Origin of the sequence: Neobittarella massiliensis (ex Bilen et al. 2018), from assembly GCF_014269355.1 — a bacterium.
Classification (GTDB): Bacteria; Bacillota; Clostridia; order Oscillospirales; family Ruminococcaceae; genus Neobittarella; species Neobittarella massiliensis.
In genome coordinates this window covers 817537-841607 of the sequence record NZ_JACOGI010000001.1, presented here as the reverse complement: position 1 = coordinate 841607, position 24071 = coordinate 817537, and the positions used below count along the sequence as shown (strand labels likewise).

General features: G+C 60.3%; 19 protein-coding genes and 1 riboswitch. Of the genes, 3 read left to right on the top strand and 16 right to left on the bottom strand.

Going from position 1 to position 24071, the window contains the following annotated elements; genetic code table 11:
* Positions 1-525 precede the first annotated feature (525 nt).
* The 7 genes from H8K20_RS03840 to H8K20_RS03810 all read right to left on the bottom strand — a co-directional run bounded on the left by H8K20_RS03840 (position 526) and on the right by H8K20_RS03810 (position 11172).
* Positions 526-1482 (bottom strand): PfkB family carbohydrate kinase, encoded by a 957-nt coding sequence (locus tag H8K20_RS03840; RefSeq protein ID WP_186487532.1) that lies wholly within the window; start codon positions 1480-1482, stop codon positions 526-528.
* Between the two features lie 277 nt (positions 1483-1759).
* Positions 1760-3295 carry a hypothetical protein gene (locus H8K20_RS03835; RefSeq protein WP_186487531.1) on the bottom strand — a complete coding sequence of 512 codons (1536 nt, stop codon included), beginning with the start codon at positions 3293-3295 and terminating at the stop codon, positions 1760-1762.
* 544 nt (positions 3296-3839) lie between these two features.
* Entirely contained in the window at positions 3840-4310 is a 471-nt protein-coding gene (locus H8K20_RS03830) for a VOC family protein (protein WP_105203682.1), read from the bottom strand.
* Positions 4311-4440: 130 nt separating this feature from the next.
* Positions 4441-5142, bottom strand: coding sequence for a response regulator (locus H8K20_RS03825; RefSeq protein ID WP_105203681.1), 702 nt, complete (start codon positions 5140-5142; stop codon positions 4441-4443).
* Complete coding sequence (locus tag H8K20_RS03820; protein ID WP_207721509.1) at positions 5135-7825, bottom strand: ATP-binding protein; 2691 nt, start codon at positions 7823-7825, stop codon at positions 5135-5137. Before H8K20_RS03820 ends, H8K20_RS03825 begins: the two co-directional genes overlap by 8 nt.
* A gap of 129 nt (positions 7826-7954) precedes the next feature.
* Entirely contained in the window at positions 7955-8827 is an 873-nt protein-coding gene (locus H8K20_RS03815) for a hypothetical protein (protein WP_186487529.1), read from the bottom strand.
* A 227-nt stretch (positions 8828-9054) separates the two neighbouring features.
* Positions 9055-11172: a putative bifunctional diguanylate cyclase/phosphodiesterase gene (locus tag H8K20_RS03810; RefSeq protein WP_186487528.1), complete on the bottom strand. Its 2118-nt coding sequence runs from the start codon at positions 11170-11172 to the stop codon at positions 9055-9057.
* A gap of 215 nt (positions 11173-11387) precedes the next feature.
* Between H8K20_RS03810 and H8K20_RS03805 the strand changes: the two genes are divergently transcribed.
* Positions 11388-12338 carry a 2-hydroxyacid dehydrogenase gene (locus tag H8K20_RS03805; protein ID WP_186487527.1) on the top strand — a complete coding sequence of 317 codons (951 nt, stop codon included), beginning with the start codon at positions 11388-11390 and terminating at the stop codon, positions 12336-12338.
* Positions 12339-12408: 70 nt separating this feature from the next.
* Here H8K20_RS03805 and H8K20_RS03800 read toward each other — a convergent pair whose 3' ends face one another.
* Positions 12409-14157 carry a DUF885 domain-containing protein gene (locus H8K20_RS03800; RefSeq protein ID WP_186487526.1) on the bottom strand — a complete coding sequence of 583 codons (1749 nt, stop codon included), beginning with the start codon at positions 14155-14157 and terminating at the stop codon, positions 12409-12411.
* A gap of 147 nt (positions 14158-14304) precedes the next feature.
* A riboswitch (TPP riboswitch) is annotated at positions 14305-14420 on the top strand.
* 120 nt (positions 14421-14540) lie between these two features.
* Between H8K20_RS03800 and H8K20_RS03795 the strand changes: the two genes are divergently transcribed.
* A complete protein-coding gene (locus H8K20_RS03795; RefSeq protein ID WP_207721447.1) occupies positions 14541-15098 on the top strand; it encodes an energy-coupled thiamine transporter ThiT in 558 nt (185 codons plus the stop codon).
* Positions 15099-15101: 3 nt separating this feature from the next.
* Complete coding sequence (locus H8K20_RS03790; protein ID WP_186487525.1) at positions 15102-15896, top strand: TatD family hydrolase; 795 nt, start codon at positions 15102-15104, stop codon at positions 15894-15896.
* 283 nt (positions 15897-16179) lie between these two features.
* On the opposite strand, the gene H8K20_RS03785 is transcribed toward H8K20_RS03790, so the two are convergent.
* From H8K20_RS03785 to H8K20_RS03750, 8 genes are all read right to left on the bottom strand, one after another.
* Entirely contained in the window at positions 16180-16698 is a 519-nt protein-coding gene (locus H8K20_RS03785; RefSeq protein WP_186487524.1) for a hypothetical protein, read from the bottom strand.
* Entirely contained in the window at positions 16695-17537 is an 843-nt protein-coding gene (locus H8K20_RS03780; RefSeq protein WP_186487523.1) for a TFIIB-type zinc ribbon-containing protein, read from the bottom strand. The genes H8K20_RS03785 and H8K20_RS03780 overlap by 4 nt, the downstream gene beginning before the upstream one ends.
* A 234-nt stretch (positions 17538-17771) precedes the next feature.
* Positions 17772-18767: a carbohydrate kinase family protein gene (locus tag H8K20_RS03775; protein WP_186487522.1), complete on the bottom strand. Its 996-nt coding sequence runs from the start codon at positions 18765-18767 to the stop codon at positions 17772-17774.
* 12 nt (positions 18768-18779) lie between these two features.
* Complete coding sequence (locus H8K20_RS03770) at positions 18780-19823, bottom strand: ADP-ribosylglycohydrolase family protein (protein WP_243562477.1); 1044 nt, start codon at positions 19821-19823, stop codon at positions 18780-18782.
* A gap of 172 nt (positions 19824-19995) precedes the next feature.
* Positions 19996-20604 (bottom strand): ribonuclease M5, encoded by a 609-nt coding sequence (locus H8K20_RS03765; RefSeq protein ID WP_186487521.1) that lies wholly within the window; start codon positions 20602-20604, stop codon positions 19996-19998.
* 24 nt (positions 20605-20628) lie between these two features.
* On the bottom strand, positions 20629-21660 hold the full coding sequence (gene holA / locus H8K20_RS03760; RefSeq protein WP_186487520.1) for a DNA polymerase III subunit delta: 1032 nt from the start codon (positions 21658-21660) through the stop codon (positions 20629-20631).
* 72 nt (positions 21661-21732) lie between these two features.
* The gene (locus H8K20_RS03755) at positions 21733-23223 is read right to left on the bottom strand and encodes a ComEC/Rec2 family competence protein (protein WP_186487519.1); all 1491 of its coding nucleotides are present in this window, start codon (positions 23221-23223) and stop codon (positions 21733-21735) included.
* Positions 23224-23312: 89 nt separating this feature from the next.
* Positions 23313-23858 carry a phosphoribosyltransferase family protein gene (locus H8K20_RS03750; RefSeq protein WP_154865629.1) on the bottom strand — a complete coding sequence of 182 codons (546 nt, stop codon included), beginning with the start codon at positions 23856-23858 and terminating at the stop codon, positions 23313-23315.
* Positions 23859-24071 lie beyond the last annotated feature (213 nt).

The following is a 24071-nucleotide window of genomic DNA, read 5'->3' as shown; positions in this document are numbered from 1 at the left end:
GGAGTTGGGGAAAACCAGGGATCTGCTGCAGCTGGCTATAGCTGATGGAGCGCTGCACAGTGCGGCGATGGACTATTGGCAGGAACTTCTGGCGCACGGCGGGCGGTAGCAGCACGGCGGCGCGCTGCCGGGATGATGGACACCCGCCACTACCTCAACGACTTTTGCGGCAATACAGCGGCTGTATCGGCTACGGGGAACGGCCCATCGAACGAGGCAAGAGATATGCCACCCCGCTCTTACAGCTGTCGCGCGGTTACCGCCGGCAGCTGGAGCCCAAGTGGGGGCTGCCGGGCTGCGACTTGCAAAACGGGGGCGCGCGCCGCACCATCGAACGCGGCGGCAGGCTGGATAATGCGTTTGGATCACCCACACCGACAGGCAAGAGGCACTGCTCTACTGGATCGAGATACAAACAGGCACCGTTCTATCGGGTACTGTATAGACGGCGGGATCGGTGGGTGTCTCATCCTCCCCACCGGGTCCCGCCGCATTTTCGCTTTTTCCGGCCTCAACAGTCAAACCTCACCGGGATATATGCTTTAGCACAGGCGCATAGCGGCGCTCGGCGATAAAATGCTGCACCACCTGTGCCGATACCGCCCCGCCCCGCGGGTCGCGGTAGAGTGTGGAACGGGCGGCAGCAGCCGAGGCGAACAGAGCACATTTCTCGAGCGGCCAGCGGTTGGTCAGGCCGTAGAGAAAGGCGCCGTTATAGGTGTCGCCGGCGCCGGTGGTATCGACAGCCGCCACCGGTAGGGCCGGCACCTGCAGCGCCACATCACGGGTGTAGATACGGCTGCCCTGCGCGCCCAGCGTGTGGGCCACGATACAATTTGGTGCGCGCTGAAGCAGCTGTTGGATGGCCCGGTGGCCGCTGTCGCCGCAAAACTTTTGGTAGGCAAACTCGTTGAGCGAGAGAAAGCTGCAGCGTGAAAAATAGAAGTCGTCCTGCTGACGGCTCTCAAATGAAGCCGCCTCGGCATCGATAGCCAGTTTGACCCCGCCGCGCAGCACGGTATCGAGCATTTTTTGGGGATGGGGAAAGCAGCGCAGGTCGCTCAGGTTCACCAGCAGCCAATCGGCGCCGCCGATCAGCGCCAGCTCGCTCTCGGTATAGGGTACGGGCTGGTGGGGCTGCTCCAGCGAAAAAATGGTGCGCTCACCGGACCGGGCGGTCTTTAAGATGACACAGTGGTGGTTTTGATACCCCTGTTTGGTGCGCACCAGATCGGTCTTGATGCCCTGCTGGCGCATGAGCTGCTGGTGCATAGCCGTGCTCTCGTCCTCGGCGCCAAAAGTCTCGGCAATGTAGCAGGTGAGGCCCAGCGCCGCCATGACAAAGGCGGAATTGGAAAAGCCACCGGCCACCTTCTCTCTGCGGTAGACCGATATCTTCTCTCCCGCCATCGGGTAGTGCTCGGCCTCCCAGTACTCGTCCTGCACGCTGCGGCCCAGGGTAACGACATAGGGCTTATCCACGCGATCAACTCCTGTCTATACGTCTCTGGCTTTATGATACGCCCCGCCAGCGGCAGATACAATGACCTGCAGCGCCGAAATACCGGTGCCACATTTGGCCAAAACTCCCGGTAGTCTCCCCTTTTTATGCCGCCGCAGCACACATTTTATCGGTGATCTTTAGCCGTAAAGGTCCGCTTGTCCCCCAACAGCGGCACCGACCGGGCCCCGGCAAAAAGAAAACAGCCGACAGGACAAGACCTGTCGGCTGTTTGATCATGACATCGGACCTGTGCTGCTACCGCACCTGTTTTTTGCGCTTATACAGGCTCAGGCCGGTAATCGCAGCGGCTGAGAGCACCAGCACACCGCCCCAGAGCAAAACGCTGCTGTCGCCGGTAGCGGGCGCCTGTGTATCTTCACTCTCGGGTTTTTGCCCGTCGCTGGGCTCGGGCTCTTTTTGCTCGCCGGTGGCGGGCAGTACAGTGTCTTCCCTGGTGATCTCCTGCGTCAAGTCTGCATCGGCAAAGTACTTACCGCAGGCCGCACAGTACCAGTATGCCACGTTGCCTTCCTCGGTGGCTGTCGCCTCTTTGCCCTCTACCTTTTGGGCCTGGTGACCAGTGGCGGCGAGCAGGATATCTGCCGCTGTAATGGCCTGCTGACAGTCCTCATCGGCAAAGTACTGCTTGCAGTTGTCGCAGTACCAGTAGGGGATGTTTCCATGCTCGATGCAGGTGGCCTCTATGCCGTCCACCGCCGAGAGCTGTTTGTGGGCGCACTGGAAAGCAGGGGCAAACTGTCCGTCGTAGGCCGTTTCGAGCGGATAGCTCTTTTCGGGCGTCACGATCTCGGCAAAAAATACAGCGGGCTTCCAGGCGGCATAAGCCTCGCCTTTTATGACGGTCCAGTCCTGATCGCGCCCCTCGACGAGCTCGACACCGCTTGTAGTCACCTGATAAAACGGGGCGCTGCTCAGGCCCTCGGCGGTGATATAGCCGTTTTCCGCCTGATAGGCCAGCTGCTCCTTGTCGGCCGTATACGCCACGATCAGCTTTCCGTCGGCGTCTCTCATACCCACCTGGATAGCGGTGATCGAGTCGGTATCAAAGCCGCCCACGTATTTCCAGCCCAGATTGTAGGCATTGCTCCAGCTATCGCCCCAGGCGCCGCAGTCGGTAATGACGACATTGGCCACCGGCCGGCCCACTTTTAAGCCGCCGGACACCGAGATGTCGTTAAACCAGATATAGCCGCGCGTACCGCAATCGGCGCTCTTTACCTTCATGTCGATGTCGCCGGTGGTGCTTACCTGCTCGCCGTTTTTTAACAGCGAAAACTCGGCGTACAGGTCGCCGGAATGATCAAAATACCGGTACTGCAGCGTGTACACGCCCGCCTCGGTCACTTTGCCCTGATAGCCGGGCTGCATACCGGCAGCCACCGACACGCTCCCGTCGTTGTCTTTCCAGAACTGGACCATCAGTTCGGTCCGATACTGGCCCTGCTTGTCGTTCATCGAGACCGACAGGGCAAACTTCTCGCCGACTGTCATGCTGGCGGGGTCGATGGTCACGTCTACCGCGTCCAGCGTCTCGCCATCGGCCAGGCTGGCCCCGCCCGCTTTGGTATAGGGCCCGCAGTGGGAGTTATCTGTATTGAGCGCCGGGTCGCCCGTGTAGGTGCAAGTCCCATCCTCGTTGGCCTGAATACTGCCGTATCCGTTTCCAGTGATCCATTCGCTGCTTTCTGCCGAGGCTGCGCTCAGCGGCACCGCGCTCACCGTGAGCAGCGCCGCCGTCAAAACGGCAAGCAGCTTACTTTTTTTCCTCACAACTAAAACCTCCTGTTTTTTGACCGGGAAGAGGTCGGCGGCTCTTCATACGGGGAGCGGCACCCAGCCTCTTCTCCACTTACTGGAACACTGTGCCCATCGATTGAAAACGTTTACTTTTTCATATCGCCGCCGTTTTCGGCAACTATTCCAAATAGGTAACTGGAAAAAGGCTTGAAACATGGAAAATTGTGGTGTACAATGTGGATGTGTGAACGAGTTGCCGACCGAACGAAATTCTAATCTTTTTCGTTCACAAACAGCGTGTAAAGTACACAATATTAAAACACATTGTCCCATCACAAAAGTGTATGTGCGCCGCCCAAATCGGAGCGGCGTTTTTTTAGCTAAAGACCCAGCTGTCTCCGCGGGCAGATGGGCCTTGAGGAAATCTGTCGACCGGCTCTCTCACCGGCGCTCGGTCCCGGCAAATGTTGGGCGACAGCGATACTCTTTGTGCGTTATCGCAAAAAAGAGGCTCCACTGTATAGTGGAACCTCTTTTTTATGTGCCTATAGCTGCCGGTACTTGCCGGGCGACGTCTCTATGAAAATTTGCCGTCGAGGGGGCCATCGACCAGCAGGCCCATGACCTCGATATGGATGCCGTCGGGGTCGACGATATGCACCCACTGACCATAGGTGAGCTTGGTCACCGGGCTGGCAATGGGCACGCCCAGCTGCTGCATCTGCTCTAAAAAGTCGTCGAAGTGTTCTACGATCAGGGAGATGTGCCCCAGGCCCACCCGATTTTGAGCGATGGGGCCGGTGTGGCCGGGAGCGCTCTTATACTGCATCAGCTCCATGGTGATACCGTAGCCCTGCAGCTGCGCCAGTTCCAGGGCGGCGCCAGGTACGCACAGGCCCATCTCCACCTTTTCTGGTCCCTCGGCCCAGCGGTCACGAAGGTCAAAACCCAGGATACGGGTGTAAAAATCGACCGATCGGTCGAGGTCCTGCACCACAAAACCAATATGGTGCAGATGGTGTACGTATTTTTTTGCACAATAAGCCATCTGTTCTCCCCCATTTTTCGCGCGGGCAGAGACCCGCCCTTTTTATCAGCATAGCGCACCGACCGGGTGCTGTAAAGTATTGCTGTAAAAAGCCGCCTGCCAAAAATGGCGGCGGCTTTTTGTGCAGATATCACTCTATGCGCAGCATGCGGTAACCGACCCCTACATGGGTCTGGATATACTTGGGATGTGCGGTATCGGTCTCGATCTTTTTGCGCAGCGTAGCCATGAATACCCGCAGCGACGCCACATCGCCGGCCCAGCTGGAGCCCCACACCTCTTTGGTGATAAAGGTGTGGGTGAGCACCTTGCCCACGTTTTTGGCCAGCAGGCACAAGAGCTTATACTCGATCGGGGTCAGGTGCAGCTCCCGCCCGGCCAGATACACGCAGCCGGAGGGGTAATCGATGCGCAGGTCGCCGTTTACGAATATCGGCTCCTCCCCCTCAGCCGGGCCCTGCATGTAGTGCAGGCGCCGCAGCGTGACCCGCACCCGGGCCAGCAGCTCATCGACCGAGAAGGGCTTGGTCAGGTAATCGTCGGCACCGGCGTCCAGCGCCTCGATCTTGTCGCGGTCCTCGCTGCGGGCGCTGATGACGATGATGGGCATATTCGACCAGCTGCGGATCTTTTTGATGATCTCCACCCCGTCCATATCCGGCAGACCCAGGTCCAGCAGCACGATATCCGGTTTTTGCGATACCGCCTCTACCACCGCCTCACCGCCGGTCTTGGCCATGTGGTACTGGTAGGACTGGGTCTCGAGGGTGGTGGCGATGAGGTTGCGGACGGCGGTGTCGTCTTCAACTACCAGGATGAGCGGTTTATTCATGTAGCGTTACCTCCTCTGCGGGCAGGGTGAAACAAAATACCGTACCTTGGGGCTGGTTGTCGCGGACTGTTATCTGCCCTCCGTGCGCATTGACGATAGACTTGCACAGCGCCAGGCCCATGCCCATACTGCGGCGGCTGTCGGCGATATCGGAACCCAGCGTATAAAACATCTCGAACACCCGCTTTTTCTGTTCGTCGGGGATGCCGGGCCCATTGTCGGCGATCTCGACGGCTACCATATCGCCCTGTTTTTGGCTGGTGAGCACGATCGTCGACCCGGGCGGGGTGTACTTGATGGCGTTGTCTAAAATATTGATGACCACCTGTACGATGAGCCGGGCATCCATCTTGGCCAGCAGCAGTTCGTCTGAACACTGCACGTCGATGTGATACTGGTCGCTGTGGCGGGGCAGGTGGCGCAGCGCCTCGTCGATGACCTCCTCCACCAGCTCGGCCTGGGTGTGTATCTGCATGGTGCCGTCTTCGATACGGGTGACCGAGAGCAGGTTCTCCACCAGGTTGATCAGCCACATGGCGTCGTCGTAGATGTCGCCGTACAGCTGTTTTTGCTTGGCTTTTGAAAGCGAGTCGGCGCTGGCCAGCAGCACTCCGGCATTGCCGGAGATCGAAGTCAGCGGCGTGCGCAGATCGTGGGAGATAGAGCGCAGCAGATTGGCCCGCAGCTGCTCATTTTTGGCCCGGGCGGCCGCCTCCTCCCGCTTTTGTACCAGCAGCTCTTTTTCCAGTGCCAAGCCGCATTCGCCCAGTATCGAGAGCACCAGGCTGTAGGTGAAGCTGTCGGGCTCATCGCTCTCTAGGGCAATGCCCACCACACCGTACACCGCATTGGCCCCGCGCACCGCCAGGTACTGGCACTGGGCACTGCCCAGTGTGCTGGTGCCGGCGCCGGCCCGCTTGTTGTTTTTATACACCCAATGGGCCACCGCCCGCTCATTTTCATCCAGCAGGTCCTGGTGCTCGGCGCCGCTCCGGCTGGAAAAGAGAGTGGGCTGGCCCAGGCTGCCGTCTTCGGGCAGATAAAATACGATGTCCCGGTCCAGCAGCTTGATGAGCTGGCCGGCGGTGACGCTGACGATGTCGCGCTGCTCCTGCTTTTGCTGCAGCATCTGGTTGGTCTCGAGCAACACCTTGGTGCGATAGGCCACCATCGCCGACTGTTTGGCCTGTTTTTTTATTTTGCCAGCCAACGAGCCGGTTATAAAGGCGGCGGCAAACATGATGACGAAGGTGACCGGGTAGCCCTGGTCGTAGGCGTTAAAGGTAAAGCGCGGTTGGGTGAACAGAAAGTTAAAGATGAGCACGCTGGCCAGCGACATGACGCCGCTGTACACCAGCCCGTTGGTGGCCACCGCCGAGAGCAGCACCCCCAAAATGTAGACGGTGATGATGTTGACGTCGCTAAAGCCCAGCCGATCAAAACCGATGCCGACGAGCGTTACCGCCAGCAGGATACCCAGACACTTGGCGAACTCGACTGCCGGGCGTGCCCTGTCTGTGCGGGGCACCGGGCGGGGGCGGTAGGGCGGCAGCTCGCGGTCGGGGATGATGTAGATATCTAAATTGGGCGAGTAGGTGGCCAGCTGCTCAGAGAGCGAGCGGCGGCGCAGCCCCAGGCGCCGCTGGGTACCGCTGCGGCCGATAACGATCTTCGACACGCCAACGATGCGGGCGAACTCGGCAATCTGGTAGGGGACGTCGTCGCCGTATACCGTCTCGATGCGGGCGCCCAGCTGTTGGGCCAGATGGATATTTTGGCGCAGCCGGTCGCGGTCTTTTCGGTTCATGCTGGCAAAGCCGGTCGTCTCGACGAACAACGCCGTAAAGGTGCCGCGAAAAGCCAGAGCCATGCGGGCTGCCGTGCGGATGATCTTGGCGTTGGAGGGCGAGGAGGACAGACAGACCAGAATGTGTTCGCCGGTGTAGTAATCGCTGCCGGAGGACTGCTTGCTGCGCTCGCCCACCCGGTTGACTCGGTCGGCCGTACGGCGCAGGGCGATCTCGCGCAGGGCCGTCAGGTTCTCGAGACTAAAAAAGTGGCCCATGGCCTGCCGGGCCTGGCGCGGCTGGTACACCTTGCCGTCGCGCAGGCGGGCCAGCAGATCTTCCGGCTCGATATCCACCAGCTCTACCTGGTCGGCCCCGTCGAACACCCGGTCGGGGATGCGCTCGCGCACGCTGACACCGGTGATCGAGGCCACGATGTCGTTGAGGCTCTCGATGTGCTGTACGTTGACGGTGGTGTACACGTCGATACCGGCCGCCAGCAGCTCCTCAATGTCCTGATAGCGCTTTTGATGGCGGCAGCCCTCGGCGTTTTGGTGGGCCAGTTCATCGACCAGCAGCAGCTGGGGGTGGCGCTCGATAGCCCGGTCGAGGTCGAATTCCCGCAGCTGTACCCCTTTGTAGAGCAGCTGCCTGGCCGGCAGCTGCTCCAGCCCCTCCAGCAGCGCCATCGTCTGGGGGCGGGTGTGGGGCTCGATGTAGCCGGCCACCACATCGATGCCCTGCTCGGCGGCATCGTGGGCGGCCTGCAGCATGGCATAGGTCTTACCCACACCGGCGGCATAGCCAAAAAAGATCTTCAGCCGGCCGCGGTGGCGCGCCTCTTCCTCCCGCTCGATCTGGCGCAGGATATCCCGCGGGGTCTTGGGGTCTTGCAGCACAAAAGTCACCTCCACTGTATTTTGCCCGGTACCGACCGGATCTCTACTCCCTACTATACCGTATAGGGCGTGAAAAGAGCGTTAATATCTGATAAAGAGGTATAAAGATAGCATAAAGATAGCCGCTCACCCGGCGATGGGAAACAGTGCGCGCAGTAAAAAGCGCTGGGCGTCGGTGCCGCGCTGGTAGTCGAGCGCTAGGCGCTGGCCGCCACGGTACAGGTGAAAGCCGGTCTTGCCATCGGTCTGGGTATACACACCGGCGCGATCCATTGCCGTGGTCAGCGCCAGATACCAGCCAAAGTCGGGGCAGCTGTCGCCCAGCGCTGCCAGCGCCCAGCCAAACTCGGCCGGGTCGTCACCATCCTGTAAAAAGGCCAGCCACAATTCCTGTCGCTGCAGCACGCTCAGCGCCTGCTGCCAGTTTTCTGTACCCGCCCCGTCGCACAGCGGCAGGTAGCGAAAATAGCTGTCGGTATCTCGGGGGCCGCAGCTGCCCAACTCCTCCTCTAAAAACGGGGTGCGGGGCAGAGCCAACAGATCGCAGCCGGGGTGAATGCCCATAAGCATCGACGCGATCTGCTGCCCGGCCACCCGATCGGGCACCGCGATACACAGGCAGATATCGCACAGGGTATCGAAGTCCTGCCCGGTAACGGTGCGGGTCTGGTACGAGATGCCGTGCCAATCGGGCGCCCAGGTGGCCGAGATATCGGCCGGTTCGCCCCAGTCGGTGCTGCCGCAAAAACGCAGCGGATAGTGCTGTGAGATCAGTGCGGCGGCCAGATCGTATTGGCTCAGCAGGTCATCGCAATCGGCGCAGCCGCCGGGCCAGTAAACCCACACCGACTCCTGGCCCTGTAACACCTGCGGCAAAGCCTCCAGCTGCTGATCCAGCTGCCACACCAACTGGCACAGCCGCCACAGGTCGGCAGCCGGCTCGATATGGGCATCTACCTGTACTTGCCACTGCCGGGCGAGCACTTTTTGATATTTCATCTGCGGTCCCTCTCTCTGCTGTAAAAGATCTGGAGAATACACATCCTCTGTCCTTAGCATAGCAAATCGCGGGTAAATGTAGTGTTAGGGCCGCCGGCCGGCAGATAAAGATCAGGTAAAGCTCCGCCCGATACAGCACCGCTCACACAAAAAAATAGCAAGGCGGCAAAAAGGCGGCGGCAGGCGGAGATGCCCGCCTACTGCCGCCGCCTACAAAGTGCTGCCGCTCACTGCTTATTTGCCAGATAGCGCTGATAAAATTCCTCGCCGGGCATGGGGTGGGCAAAGTGAAAGCCCTGACCCAGCTTGCAGCCGTAGGTGCGCAGCAGTAGCAGCTGCTGCACCGTCTCTATCCCCTCGGCCACCGGGGTGGTCCCCAGGTCTTGGCACAGGCTGATACCGTGCTTGGCCACCACTGTGGCCTGCGGTTGCTGCCCGATCTCCTCGACCAAGCTGCGGTCGAATTTGATCTCGTCGAAGCCGGCGGCGGTGAGCACCGACAGATTGGAATACTGCGAGCCAAAATCGTCTAGTGAGAGCGAGAACCCGGCCCCTTTTATCTGCTGGGCGATATCGCCCAGCGAGACGCCGTCCATCTTGCCGGTGCTCTCGGTCACCTCGACGATGATCTGCCCGGGGGCGATACCGTACCGCTGCAAGATGCTCTTCATCTTCTCTTCCACACCGTGTTCCATCAGGGTGATGCGCGAGAAGTTCACCGCGATCTGCTCCGGGGCACAGCCTTTCTCCCGCCACTCTTTGAGCCACTTGCAGACGGTGCGCAGCACAAAGAAATCCACATGGCGGATCACACCGCCCGCCTCGTACAGGGGGATGAACCGGTCGGGCGGGATGACCGACCCGTCGCTGCCGCGGCGGCGCACCAGCGCCTCGGCGCCGGCCATCGCCCCGGTGACCAGGTCGAATTTGGGCTGGAGATATACCATAAACTCGCCGGCGTCCAGCGCCTTTTTCAGCTCCTGCGACAGCACCCCGCGCCGGGGGTGGCGGATGCGGTGGGTGGAGCTGTTATAGTAGGCCTGTTTCTCGACGTACATCAGGTTGTCGCTGTAGCTGATCTGCTGGGAGGGGTGCACCTGCCCCGCGCTCCAGTTGACGCCGATCGAAAAGCCGGCCAAACTGTCTTTCGCCTCGTAGCGGCGCAGCGCCTCTACCCGGCGGTCGAACTCCTCGCGCTCGGCGTCGATGAGCAGGCCCACGAATTCGTCGCCGCCGATGCGAAAGGTGTGCTCGGGGAATATCTCCCGCAGGCCGTGGCCCACACTGCGTATCATCTCGTCGCCGTACTGGTGGCCAAAGCTATCGTTTGCCACCTTGAGGCCGTTGATATCGATGAACACCACCCCCATCGACCGGGGCGGCGCCTTGTCGAGCCCCGCCAAAAAGCTGATATACTGGTGGCGGTTGCCCAGGCCGGTGAGCCCATCGGTGTAGCTGAGCTCTTTGAGCTGCTCGAGCAGGTGGCGCTTTTGGATGTCCTCTTTGATAAAATAGGTGATGGATTTGAGCAGATGGGTCTCGCCGGTATTGGCGGCGGGATTATCTACACCGATGAACCCGCTGAGGGTCTCCCCCTCCCACAGCGGCGCGGCCATCAGGCTGTCGATCTGCTGTGGGGCCAGTATCTGGTACTCGATCGAATCGGGCTGCAGGGTCTTGCCGGCAGAGGTGAGAAAAAACTCCCCCTGGGTGGTGAAGTACTCCATCCAGCGGTCGATAGCGGTGATCGGGATTTGCTGCAGATTTTCGATCTGCGGCTGTACCTGTTCCTGGCACCACTCGTAGGAGTTAGAGATCATTTGCCCGCCGGGATCGACCTCGAAGAGATAGGCGCGGTCGGCCTGGTAGTAGCCGCCGATGATCGAGAGCAGCTTGTTGATGGCCGTGTCGGTATCGTCCTCACCCGAGAGCGTATGTACACAGCGCAGCAGCGTCTCCTCGGTGGTGAGCTGGTTTTGCAGATGCAGGTTGGTGTTCTCGCTGTCGGTAATATCGGTACAGATCTCCAGCCGCACCAGGCGGCCGCCGGGGAGTTTAAACAGCTTATCCCGCAGCAGATAGTACTGCTTTAAAATGGGGTTATAGTGTTTCCAGTACAGATACTTTTCGGTGGTGAGCAGATGATTGGTGCAAAACGGGCAGGGGGCCTCTAGCCCCTGCAGCACCCGGTAGCAGGGCTGGCCCAGATAGGCGTCGCCGCAGAGACCGAAGCCGCGCACCACCGCCTTGTTGACATACAGCAGTTCGTAGGTTGAGGGGTCGGCCACATAGGCCATATTCTCGCTCTCATCGGCGATGAGGGCGGCGATCTGTTCGCGCTGCATAATCGTTCTCCCGCAGTTGGCCGCACAAGGGGCACGGCCTGACCAGTCTACTTTGTCTCATTATACCCCAAACGGCCACATCTGCGCAAGCAGATACGGCAGCTGACCGCACTTTGTGACCGCCGCACTTTACGGCGCCGGCGCGATAGCGTATACTGATAAAAAAGTGGGGCCGCAGCTTGGCCCCACCGACCAGAAAAAGGTGGTATGACCATATGGACGACAAGACCGTACTGCTCAATGCGGCACGCATCGATTTCGACGGCAAGATAGACATGTGCAGTTTGGCCAGCCAGGTGACCGTATACGACGACACCCCGGCCGAGCTCATCTGCCAGCGGGCACAGGGCCACCGCATCGTGGTGACCAAAGAAATGCCCATGCCCGCCGCCGTGATCGACGCGCTGCCCAGCTGTGTGCAGCTCATCTGCGAGGCGGGTACCGGCTACAACAACATCGACCTGGATGCCGCCCGCCGCCGGGGGATCGCCGTGTGCAACATCCCCGCTTACAGCACCCAGCGGGTGGCGCACACCGTTATTATGATGCTGCTGGCGCTGGCCTCCTCTATGGGGGTGCAAAAGGCTATGTTGGCGCGCGGCGACCACCGCAATTTTACCGATCATTTGGCGGTGCCGCACACCGAAGTAAACGGCAAGACGCTGGGTATCATCGGCGCCGGCACCATCGGCCGCGAGGTGATGCGGGTGGCGCGGGCGATGGACATGCAGATCCTCGCCTACACCCGCACCCCCCGCCCCGACGAGGACGGCATCCGCTACGTGGCGCTGGATGAGGTGCTCAAAAACTGCGATTATCTCAGTCTGCACTGCCCCCTGACTGAAGATACCCGCCACATGATCGACCGCCGGGCGCTAGAGCTGATGAAGCCCACCGCCTGTGTGATCAACACCTCCCGCGGGGCGCTCATCGATCAGCCGGCCCTGATCGAGGCACTGCAGCAGGGGGTCATTGCCGGGGCCGGGCTGGATGTGCTGGAACAGGAGCCGCCGGCCGAGGACTGCCCGCTCTACACGATGGACAACGTCATCCTCACCCCGCACATGGGCTGGAAGGGGCTGGAGACCCGGCAGCGGCTGGTCTCGCTGCTGGCCCAAAACATCCGCCACTTTGTGGCCGGCGACCCCATCAACCGCGTCGTTTGACCGCTGTTATAAAACGGCTGCAAAACGCCCCACCGCACGATAACTACGGTGGGGCGTTTTTGTCTGCGCGCTATTTATAACTCTCAATAAAGCTGGCTACCTGCTGTTTTTGCACCTCGTAAGAGCAGCCGCCCAGCGAGGCAAACATCTGGTGAAAGGCGCTCTCGTCAAATTCTTTGCCCAGCTCTTTTTGGGCCTGCTGGTAAAGCTGGCGAATGAGCAGCGCCCCCACCCCGTAGGAGAGATAGGTGCCGGGGTCATCGGTGACCTGCTGGTAGACAGCCTGAGCCCCGTCATCGCCAAATATAGTCGCCAGGGACGCGATCACCTCCTGCTCACTGTAGTCGCCGCTGTGAGCCATGATATCGGCTTTGCAGTAAAGCAGCAGCGAGGCAAAGCTGTTGTGCGCTAGCAGCGCTGTCGCCTCCTTGTCATCGGTGGGCAAATACTGATAGCCGTAGCCGTACTCCACATAGGTGGCCCACCCCTCGCTGTAGCCGTTAAAGCTCGTAAAGGCCCGCACGTCGTCGGTGCGCGCACGCATCTCCATATTTGTCTGGTACAGGTGGCCCGGGTACCCCTCGTGGGCTATGGTAGTGTAATCGGCGACCGGGTCGCTGCTTTCCAAATTGGGGTTTACGTACACCACATTGGCGCCCGAGCCGTCGATGGGCGGGATGATGTACAGGGCGGGGTTGGGGATGGCGCTGTCGGTGGGCAACTCTTTTACCCGGCAATCTACGCCGGAGAGCGGCGGGAAAGAAGACGCTGTTTTCTCTTGCAGGTCCTCTAGCATCTGCTGCGGTGCCATTTCTGGCAAAGTCAGTGCAAAGGCCCGCTCTATAGTATTTTCGTCGGTGCCGGCCATCGCCTGCATCTCTTTGGCGATAGCCCGGTCCACCAGGTCTTCCAGCTCATCGAGCCGGCCGTAGTAACCGGTCTTCTCTTTGACCAGATTTTGGTAGTACGCTTTTCCCTGTTTGGTGGTGCCCAGGCCGGCGTGCTGACTGCAGCTGGGGCGCAGCGCCTCCAGCCCCTGGATCAGTGTCTGGTAGGCGGGCACTACCTGCTCCAGCACCAAACTGCTATTTCGCTGGGTGTACTGCTGCCGCTGCTGCTCATCGGTATCGGGTATCGCCTCCAGGCGCTGGGAAAAGGTGGTGATCAGCGCATTTTGCTGCGGATCGCGCACATTGGTGGTCAAGGCCTCCAGTGCCGCATCGAGCTGTGCGGTGGTCATAAAGGTACCGGCAGCCGCCTTTTGCTGCTCGAACAGGAGTATCTCGCCAAAGTAGCGGGGCATGTCGCCCAGCAGAGCCAGATAGTCCTCCACATCCCCGCTGTCCTGCAGCGCATACTCGGACAGCAGCAGCGGTATCTGGTTGACCAGCCCGTTGGGAGAGCAGTACTCGTAATACAGTGCCAGGCCGGCATAGTCCGCCTGCACCTGCAGGTAGTCTTCCAGCACGTCATATACCAGCTGCTGGCTCTCGGTCAGCGCCTCTCTCTTAAAGGCCCGCAGCTCTTTGAGCTGCTCAGTGCTCTGATCGGCGGCCTGCTCCCAACTGTCGCGGCCGACACTGCCCCAGGTGGCCGGGCCGGAGGTATAGCCCCGGGCCTCGGGGTCCAGCAAAATAAAGTGCTCGCTCATCTTGTCGGCGGCCAGTGATTGCTGGGTGAGCCGGTGGGTGAACGCGTTGAAGTTTTGTTGCTGGGCCCTGTCTTGGCTGCCGGTGGCGCACCCGGCCAGCAGCGAGACCAGCAATGCCAAACATAGAAAGAGCGCCGCCGGTCGGCGGGCGCGGTAGACGGTGTGCATAAAATGCCCCCTTATTTTATCGCTGTGTTCAGTATAGCACAGGGCGGCGGTAAAAAATAGCACATTGCCCCGGAGCGGCACCCCTTGACAGCTACCGGCCAGCGGCATATAATGAGCACGGCTAGACAGGATGTGACAGATCCTGCTGTGAGCCGACAGGGGTGCTGGGTGCAAGCCCGGCTGAGATAGAGCGTAACGCCGCTCTGGACCCTCTATACCTGATCCGGGTAATGCCGGCGTAGGAAGGTTTTTAAAAGCTTGTATTACGCACCGCATTACAGACATGCCGGTGCGTTTTTTGCGCCTTGTGCGCTTTTAGGTGCCGCCACCGGCCAGACCCACGACCGCCGCCATATGCGGCAGAAAGAAAAGGAGCATATACGATGTCAACACAGTCGAGCCGAAACTCAAAGGTGCGCATCCTCTGTGAAGGGGCGCTGATGGTGGCGGCAGCCATCATTCTGAGCTATTTTAAACTGCAGTTTTTACTGGCCGGGTCGATCAGCTTTGCCATGATCCCCATCATCATCTTCGCCGTTCGCCGGGGCGCCGGTTGGGGCGTAGCCGCCGGTGTGGTGTACGGTACCTTAAAATTTATTTTGGGTGCGGGCTATGCCTGGAACTGGGCCTCTATTTTGCTGGACTACTCGCTGGCCTACGGTGCGGTGGGCTTTGCCGGGCTGTGTAAGGGCCGCAAATGGGGGCTGCCGGTAGGCGCCTTCGTGGGCTGCTTTGCCCGCTTTATCGTCCACTTTATCAGCGGTATCACCATCTACAAGATCACCGCCCCCACCGAGGTCATCGGTGTAACGGTAGCCAATCCCTGGATCTACTCGCTGCTCTATAACATCTCGTACATGCTGCCCAATACCATCATTGCCATCGTGGCCGGCCTGCTGCTGACTGCCCCACTGAAGAAATACATGCGGGGGCAGCTGTAGACGGTGATCGACAGCCACTGCCACCTCGACTTGTACCCCGCTGCAGAAGATCAGCTGTCCAGCTGGCTAAAGCAGGGGCTCACTGCGCTCGTCACGCCGTCGACCGACAGCGCGTCGCTGCAGCGGCTGCTCGTTCTGGCCCGCCACTTTCCCGGGCGGGTATTTCCCGCTGCCGGGGTGCACCCCGAGCAACCGGTGACCCCGCAACTGCTCGAACAGGCGCAGCAGGTGGCGCGCTGGGTGCGGCAAGGCGGCAGCCGGCAGCTGTGCGCCATCGGCGAGGTGGGGTTGCCCTGCTACAGCCAGGAGCCGCCCTACCACCCTATTTCCCGGGAGATATTTGCGCTGTTTGCCAGGCTGGCGGTCGACTGTGACCTGCCGCTCATCGTACATGCGGTGCACGATGCGGCGGCTTTGGCACTGGAGCTCTTGCAGCAGCTGGGGGTGCGGCGCGCCGTCTTTCACTGGCTCAAAGCGCCCAGAGAAGTGGCACAGGCAATTGCCGCTGCCGGGTATTGCGCCTCGCTCACGCCGGAGATCTGCTGCATGCAGCGCGACGGACAGCTGAGCGACTGTTTCCCCCTTACTCAGCTGTTGGCCGAGACCGACGGCCCCTACCCACAGCGGCTGACCGCCGACGGCGGGATAGAGGACACCCCTACCCCACTGTGGACCATGCGGGTGCACCGGGCGCTGGCGGCGCGTCGGCATCTGCCAGAACAGGTGATAGCCCGCCAGCTAGATCAAAATGCGCGCCAGCTGTTTGGCCTGCCCGCCAGCTGTGCTGATAAAATATGACCTGCAATAAAAGAGAGGCGTCCGCCGGGATATCCCCAGCTGGCGCCTCTCTTTTTTCGTCTATACGGGGCGGGATACAAGCAGCTCTAGCGGCTGCGGCCCAGGCCGATGGCACCCAGTGTGGTGACGGCAGCACCGCATAGGGTAATGAGCACCCCCAGCACGATCGATACGATAGAAAAGCCTTTTTTCACAAGTAGCGCCTCCTTTTGATCTTTTGATGTATCCAGTATAGCATAAACCAGCCGCATATAGTACACAAAATATAGCGGACACTTCCACTTTATACCAGTGAATATGCATGGCCCTGCGCCCAATCCAGCGGCAGAGACCAGGTCTTCTCATCGCCCTCTATACCGCTGTAGCAGCGCACGTTGAGCTGGGGCAAGCCGTCGGCCACTTCCAGGATCACCGTGTGCTGTCCGCGCTGACCGGCGGGCAGCACCGGGGTGTTCTGGTAGTAAAAGAGCGTCTCGTCGCTGTTTTCTTCTACCTCTTCTACGTCGCTGTAACTATTGCCCTCGAAATACAGCGACAGATAGCGCAGCTGTTGGGTGGTGCCGCCGGTGTTCTCCACCTCTACCTGTACCTGCCAAAACGAGCGGCCACTGTCGGCCTGCTTGCCCCGATAGCTGGTGCCCAGCCGGGTGGCCGTGAGGCCATGTACGGTGATAGCCGGCTCGTACTGGGCGCGCCGGTAGCGGTCGTGGGCCGGGATCAGCAGCCCCAGCGAGAGCAGCAGCGACAAAAGCAGGCCGGTGACCGCCGCCAGCGGCAGCCAGTTCACTCTCCGCTGTTTCACGCGATCACCCCGCTCTCGTCAATCGGTAAAGACACGCGAAACACCTTTTCGGCCCGCTCACCGCTCTCGTCAGCTTGTTCCACACAAAAAGTGAGCGCCGTGATATCGGCGGGCACAAAAAAGAGCAGGTCGCCCGCCCGGTCGCCGTCACCCACCAGATCGTACTCGTCCAAAACAGACTGCACCCCGTGCAGCGCCGCATAGGGGCGTATGTCGCTGCCGCTGACCGGCTGTTTATATACCGTGCCGCACTGCACATAAGGAATGCGCACATCGCGCCGCCAGTCGCGCGCACCGCCTTTTACCTGCACCGACACGGCTACCGCCTTTTGTCCCGGCGGAAAACCGGGTTGGCTGTCGGCGGCAATGACCGTGCGGGCGCCGGTAACGGTGAGTTTGCTGTTTTCTGCGAAGAAGGGCTGCCCTGCCGCCTGGGCAGTGGCTACCGGCGGTGGGCAAGAGATCTTTTTTTCGGCTTGGCGCTGCAAAAAGTCGCGCCCCACCAAAGCGCCCACCGGCAGCACCAGCGCTATGGCCAGCAGCACGACCCAGATAGCACCGCCGCGCTTTTTAGCTGCGACCATCTGGTGCGGTATCTGCACTTTTTGCGGCGAAACACCGGTGTTGGGCGCCGCCCCCCGAACCTCGCCCGGGGCACTGTATCCGGCCGGGCCCCGGGCGTAACTGGTATGTACCGGCGGCGCGCTGGATGGCATATGTGGTGCCCCTACGCCAGACGCTGACGGGCGGCTAAAGTGGCCGCACTTGGGGCAACTGCCCCCGTGCATATCGTAATCAAAGCGCTTGCCGCAGTTGGGGCAGCGGTGTTTTTGGGTCATGGTACTCCCCTCTTTATCTGCATTTTTCCGGGCTGCCGGGCGGCGGCCCCACCAGCACCATTATGGCACAAACTTCCGGCAAAGAAAAGGCCTGTAGGCGGTGTGCGTACTCGCCGCCGTTTGCACCGCGCCCCCCTCTTTATCGGCGGTGTACGGTACTGTATGTTATCGGACCACATAGCCGCACACCAAAAACTGGGCCCCGGCAGTGCCGGGACCCAGTATATTTACTGGCTACAGAGTAAATGTGGCGAAACTGCGCTGTGTATGTACGCTGTCGGGCAGGCTATAGCCCCCCTGCTGCAGCACAGACACGATCTCGTCAAAGGTGGGCACCTGGGTACCGGAACCGTGCTTGCGCACCTTGGCCGCGCCCATGGCGTTGGCCAGCGTAGCGGTGGCCCGCTCACCCAGGCCGTACAGGTGTCCGTACATCAGCCCGGCGATAAACGAGTCGCCGGCGGCGGTGGTGTCGACCAGCGGCACATTAAATCCGGGGTACCAGCGGCCCTCCTCACCGGCGCGCTGGATATAACAGCCGCGGCCACCGGCCTTGTTGACGATAAGGCCGGGGCAGCGCGCGCACAGTGCGGCAGTAGCCGCCTCCACATCGTCTTTTATGCCGGTGATATCGCCGGTCTCGGTGTCGTTGCCCACGTACACGGTAACGCCCGCCAGGACCTGGTCCATGATCGCCGGGTCCACTTTGGCAATGACCGGGCCGGGGTCAAAAAAGATCTCTAGCCCCCGGTCTCTGGCCTGCTGATAAAAGTCTAGCGTGCTCTTTAAAAAACAGGGCTCGGCCAACATGTAGCCCGAGAGATAAATGGCTTTGGCGCTCTGCATCGGGGCCTCAAATACCGCCGAGTCGACCGGCGTCCCCTCGAGCATGCTGATAAAGCTGTGCTGGCCATCCTGGTCGATAAGCACCAGCGCCTTGGGCGTCTCCATGCCCGGTACCACCTCCAGCAGCGACAGGTCTATCCCTTCGCTGCGGTAGGCGCTCTGCAAAAACTGGCCGTAGTAGTCGTCTCCGATCGCGCCGATGGGCACGATATCCAGCCCGATACGCCCCGAGGCGATCAGCGTGTTGCCGGGGCCGCCCGGCTCGTTGCCAACGGTGAGTATTTTAGTGGTGGTACTCTTTTCTACCGGAAATCTGGCCTGCATGGGCACGATGAGGTCCACACAGGGAAAGGTATAAAAGAGCACGTCGTGCTGTTTTGCCATACCTGTGCCCCGTTACATCCGCGACTCGGCGATGGCAGCCAGGTCTTTAGAGACCGCCTTAAAGTCCAGCGCGGGGTTGGCCTGCTCAAACAGCTCTACCCAGTCTTTGCGCAGAGCCTCGTAGCCGCTGTAAGCACCGGCCACCATGCCGGCGATGCAGGCGATCGTATCGGTATCGCCGCCGATGTTAGCGCCGCCCAGGATCGTCTGGTGCGGGTCGCCGCAGGCGAACACGAACAGACCCATCGCACAGGCGACCGAGGGCTGGATCTCACCGCCGTTGCCGATGCGGGCCTCCAGCTTGGCGATGCAGTCTTCCATGTCGGTGGCGTCGAGACCGATGGTGATGCCCTCCAACAGTTTGTCGTACAGGCGCACACCGGTGGCGATGCGGGCCTCTTTCAGGCCGATCTCCTCGCCCCGTTTCGCGCCGTACAGCGCCGCTTTGATGATGGTAAACACGTTGGCCTGCTCGGTCATGGCCTCGGCGATTGCACAGGCGATCGCACAGGCGCCCGAGTAGGCGTGCTGGGTACCGTGGGAGGGTTTGGTCATGATCACAGCTGTCTGCACGGCTCCTTCTAGGTCACCGGGGTGTACCAGACCGGCAGCCGCCACGCGCATAGCCGCACCGTTTGAGGTGCCGCGGCCATACAAAAGCCCCACCTTGCCCACTTCTTCGGGGTCGGCCCCCTCTTTGAGCTCTTTGATGACGTGTGAAGTGGTCGGCCCGGCGTTGCGGGGGAAATACTTGGGGTAGCTCTCGCTCCAGATGACCAGCGCGTCGGCTGCCCCCTGCACGGTGAGATCGCCTTTTTCCTTGACCATCATCTTGGCCATCTCGTACATCTGGGAGGCGTCGTCGGTCACCTCGGCCACAAAGTTGCCATAGGCGATCTTGTTGTCAAAAGGATCTTCAAACTTGGTGACCAGTCCACCAAATTTTTTCTTGATCTCGTCGGTGCTCATGGCCTCGGTGGCGCCACCCATGCCGTCGCCCATACCAGCCACTGTCAAAGAACCCAAAATTCTGTCATATACACTGTAACTTTTCACAATACATTCCTCCTCGTAGACAATAAAAGGATACATCTTCACGAGAAGTATACCTGAAATAGCGGCAAAGTGCAATATGGCCAAGCCATTCAAATAGCCCCCTGTAGCGGGTCTGCAACGGTCTGAAACAGCTGCTACAGGGGGCTTTAAAAATCCAGGTATAGAGCTCTATTTAGAGAGCGGCACGCACAAGGTCTCCTACCAGTTCCTCCAGCTGCCGGCTGTCAAACTGCCGGGCCAGCACCTGAGTCAGTGCCTTGGGCGATAGGTTTTCGGGCAGATCGAGTTTCTTTTGCAGCTTTTGGCGCAGGGCAGCGCTGTCGGCACTGCCGTATAGGCCCAGGTTATACAGTGTCAGCCGGGTGACCGGCGGCCCCTGTGGCGTCGGCGCACGAACATCGGCCGGAAGCAGCGCACCGCAGTCGCGCAGCGCCTGTATAAGGATCGGGGCCGGCACGCCTTCCACCCCCAGCTTCCCCTCTTTGCCCGGGCGAGCCTTGCGCCGCTCCTTGCCGTAGATATCGGGGATAAAGCAGTCCAGCACATCCAGGCCCTGCAGCAGATTTTTGAGGTAACTGCGCAACTGAAAGCCGGCCACGTCGCTGTCGGTGAGGATGACCGCCCCGTACTGGGCCGCCATTTTTTTGATAAAGTCCCGCCGCTGGATGTCTTTATAGATGCCAAATCCGTGGCAGGGGATGATCTGGGCCTGTACCAGACTAGAGAGCTTTGTCTTGTCGTACCGGCCCTCTACAATAATGATACGGCTACACGCAACCATATAGTCTCTCCTTACCTGCTGCGCTCAGTGTCGGCGCATGAGCAGACTGATCTCTACCAGCAGCTTTTGCAGCAGTATCTTCGGGTCGGCGGTGGTGGATTTCAGCGCCAAGTCGCACTGCAGCAGCGCCTCGATGATGGCATCGATCTGCTGTTGGCTCACGCCGCGGCCATTCTGGCCCGCCTGCTTGATGCGAAAATCACCCGGCCGGTAGCCAAAGGTCTTCTCGATCTGACTGGCGCTCATATAGGCGGCCCCGGCCACCTTTACCTTAAAAATATCGCAAAAATTGGTGCTGAGTGCGGCGATGATCGAGACCGGCTCCTCCCGCAGCGAGAACAGGTCCTCCAGCAGCCGCATGGCCTGCGGCACATCGCCCCGCAACAGCGCGCGGGCCATCTCGAACGAGGTGAGCTCTACCGTGCGGGGGGTAAAGGCGTCGATATCCCGGCGGGTGACCGGCTCGCCCAGCCGGTAGCTGCCCAGTTTGCACAACTCATTTTGAGTTTTGAGCAGATCGCCGCCGCAGCGCTCCAACAGATAGCGCAGGTCTGCCTGCCCGATCTGCACCCCTTCTTTTTTGGCCAGAGCCTGGGCCACTGTCAGGTTTTGCCGGGTATCTTTTTGTCCCACATCTACCAGCACGCCTTTTTCCTGGGCCAACTTGCGCAACTTCTGCGCCTTGGCCCGCTTGTTGCGCGGCCCCTCGGGCAAAAAGTTTTCTTTGATGATAAGGGTCGTCTGCGGCGACAGATAATCGGCGATCTCGCCCAGTCGAGTGATGTCGGCCTCGCTGGTCGCCTCGGGCGACAGACCGTTGATCACCGTCACCTGTACCGGCGCAAACGATACCGTCACCGCCATATCGCCCAGCTGCTCCATATCCAGCTGGTCGCCGTCGATGACCGCCACATCATCTTCCCCGGCGCCCAGCGCGTGTATGATCGCCGCCGCGTAGGCGTCTATCAGGTAGCGCTGCTGCCCGTGCAGATAGCAAAAGCCGTACAGCTCTTTTGCCGCCAGCGCCTTTTTAAAGGTGGACGGTGTGTATTTCACCGCGGGTCTCCCCTCTCTGCTCTGTCACTGTCGGGCCCAAAAATGCCCGTCTATATTTTTTTGCACTGTTTTTTATTTTACCCCAGTACCGCGGTCACTGTCAAACCGGTGGCGGCGGGGCAGCCACAGCATCAGCGCCAGCAAAATAAGGGCCACCCCTATCACCGTCAGCGCTGTGGGCGTGCCGGCGTCTACCAGCAACCAGGGAAAGCGCTGTACAAAGCGGTACATCTGCCCGGCCACCAGCTCGATGCCCCGGGCAGCCAAGCCCGAGATTACGAGCGGCAAAAAGCCCACACTACCCACCCCCGGCAGTGCGGTGAGCAGCGCCCCTATCAGCCCCAGCGATACGACGATGCCGCATAGTGGAATACACACAAGATTGGAAAGGAGTCCCAACAGCGATACTTTCCCCACACTGACCGCTGCCATCGGCAGCGTGCACAGCGTAGCCGCCAGCGTTTGACAGAGGCTGGCGGCCACTGGGCCCCGGGACCTGCGGCGCTGTAACCTGGGCAGCAGCAACACCAGCCCGGCAGTGGCCCCCAACGACAGCAGCAAGCGCACATCGGCCACCGCCAGCGGGTCGCCTGCCGTCAGCACCAGCGCCGCCACTCCCAGCAGCGTATAGGGGTCTACACTCTTGTAAAACAGCAGTGCCGAGCGGGCGTAAAAAAACATACACAGTGCCCGCACCACCGAGGGAGAAAAGCCCACCAGCGCCCCATAAGCCAAACAGACAGCTGCACACAGCAGCGTATTTACCCGGTAGTCCAGCCCCAATAGCTGTAGCAGCGCCGTCAGTAACCCCGCCACTACCGCCACGTGCAGCCCGGAAAGTGCCAGCAGGTGCGAGATGCCGGCAGCGGCGTAGGCCTCTTTGGTATCCGCCGAGAGATACCGCTTATCCCCCAGCGACATAGCACAAACAGCCCCTCCGGCCTGTGCGGGCAGCTGCCTATACACCCCATCTGCCAGCTGGCGCCGGGCATCGGCCCAAAATGTCGCCATACCGCTGTCACTATCTGGCACCGGTGGGTATACCAGCTGGTCGGCGCTGGGCACAAAAGCCCGCAAAAATATGCCCCGCCCTAAAAAGGAGTCGAATATCTGGTCCTCGTCAGCTCGCTGCAGTTGGGTTGAGACCGCTATATACTGCCCCTGCTGTACATCAGCTGACCCCAGTACGGTAAAGTAGATCAAAAATTCATCGGGCGCCTGGGGCAGATCGCAGCCGATGACCCGGCCGGTGAAACCGGTTGTCTGGCCCGAGTACTGGGGCAGATCCGTCACCTGCACCGTAAAGCTGCCCGCACTGCCGGCCAGCGCCTGCTGGGGCAGCATGCGATCAGTGGTGGCGCGGTAGTTTGCCAGCACGCCCACCGCTGCCGTTAAGCAGATGAGCGCCGTGGGGCGCAGCTGTTTACCGCCGATGGCCACTGTCAGCAGTGCACAGCCCAAAAGCGCCAGCACTGCCGGCAGTTTGGCCGGCAACGGCAAAAAAAGAGCGACCCCCAGGGAAAACAGGTAGGAAAACCCGATGATCCCCAGAGGTCGTCTCATTTTGATCGCACCTTTCAGCCGGACCTAGACAGCCGGCGCAAAACAGATCCACTCAGCAGCCGGCTGCGCCCAGTGTGCTCTGGCTGTACTTATCCCTCGGTGGGGAATACCGGCAGCTTCTCTAAGAAGATGATATCGTCGCGGTCGGCAGCGTCGCCCTCAGCCAACACGAAAGCCTTGCCCACGATGTTGCCGCCAGCCTCGTTTACCAGCACTTCCAGCGCGCGCAGGCTGTCGCCGCCGCTCACCACGTCGTCGACGATGAGGATGCGTTTGCCGCGCAGCAGCTCGGCCTCGTTTTTATCCAGATACAGGTCCTGCACCTTGGCAGTGGTGATCGATTTTACCTGCACGTGGATGGGGTCGCGCATGTACAGTTTGGTCATCTTGCGGGCGGGGAAATACTTTTTGCCCGACTGGCGCGACATCTCGTATGCCAGGGGTATGCCTTTGGCCTCGGCGGTGACGATGTAGTCGAACTCCGGCACCTTTTTGAGCAGCTCTTCGGCACAGGCAACGGTGATCTCCACATCCGAGAACATCACGAAACCCGCGATGGACAGCTGGTCGTTTACCTTGCAGATGGGCAGGTCACGGGTCAACCCGGCGATCTGCATTCTGTGAAATTCATTCATCTCTATAACGCCTTTCTCCAAAGCCGTGCCCCTTTGGCCCGGCTGTATTACATTGTAGAGGCCGGGGAGCGGTAGCCGCCACCCCTGCCGCACGACAAAATCAGTGCATTGTGCGTGCTGAACTGATAACTACTCTACCACATATGCACAATTTGATGCGCACAAGACGAGTGGAAAATATCCAGTACCGCGCTGTACGCAAATATTTTACCT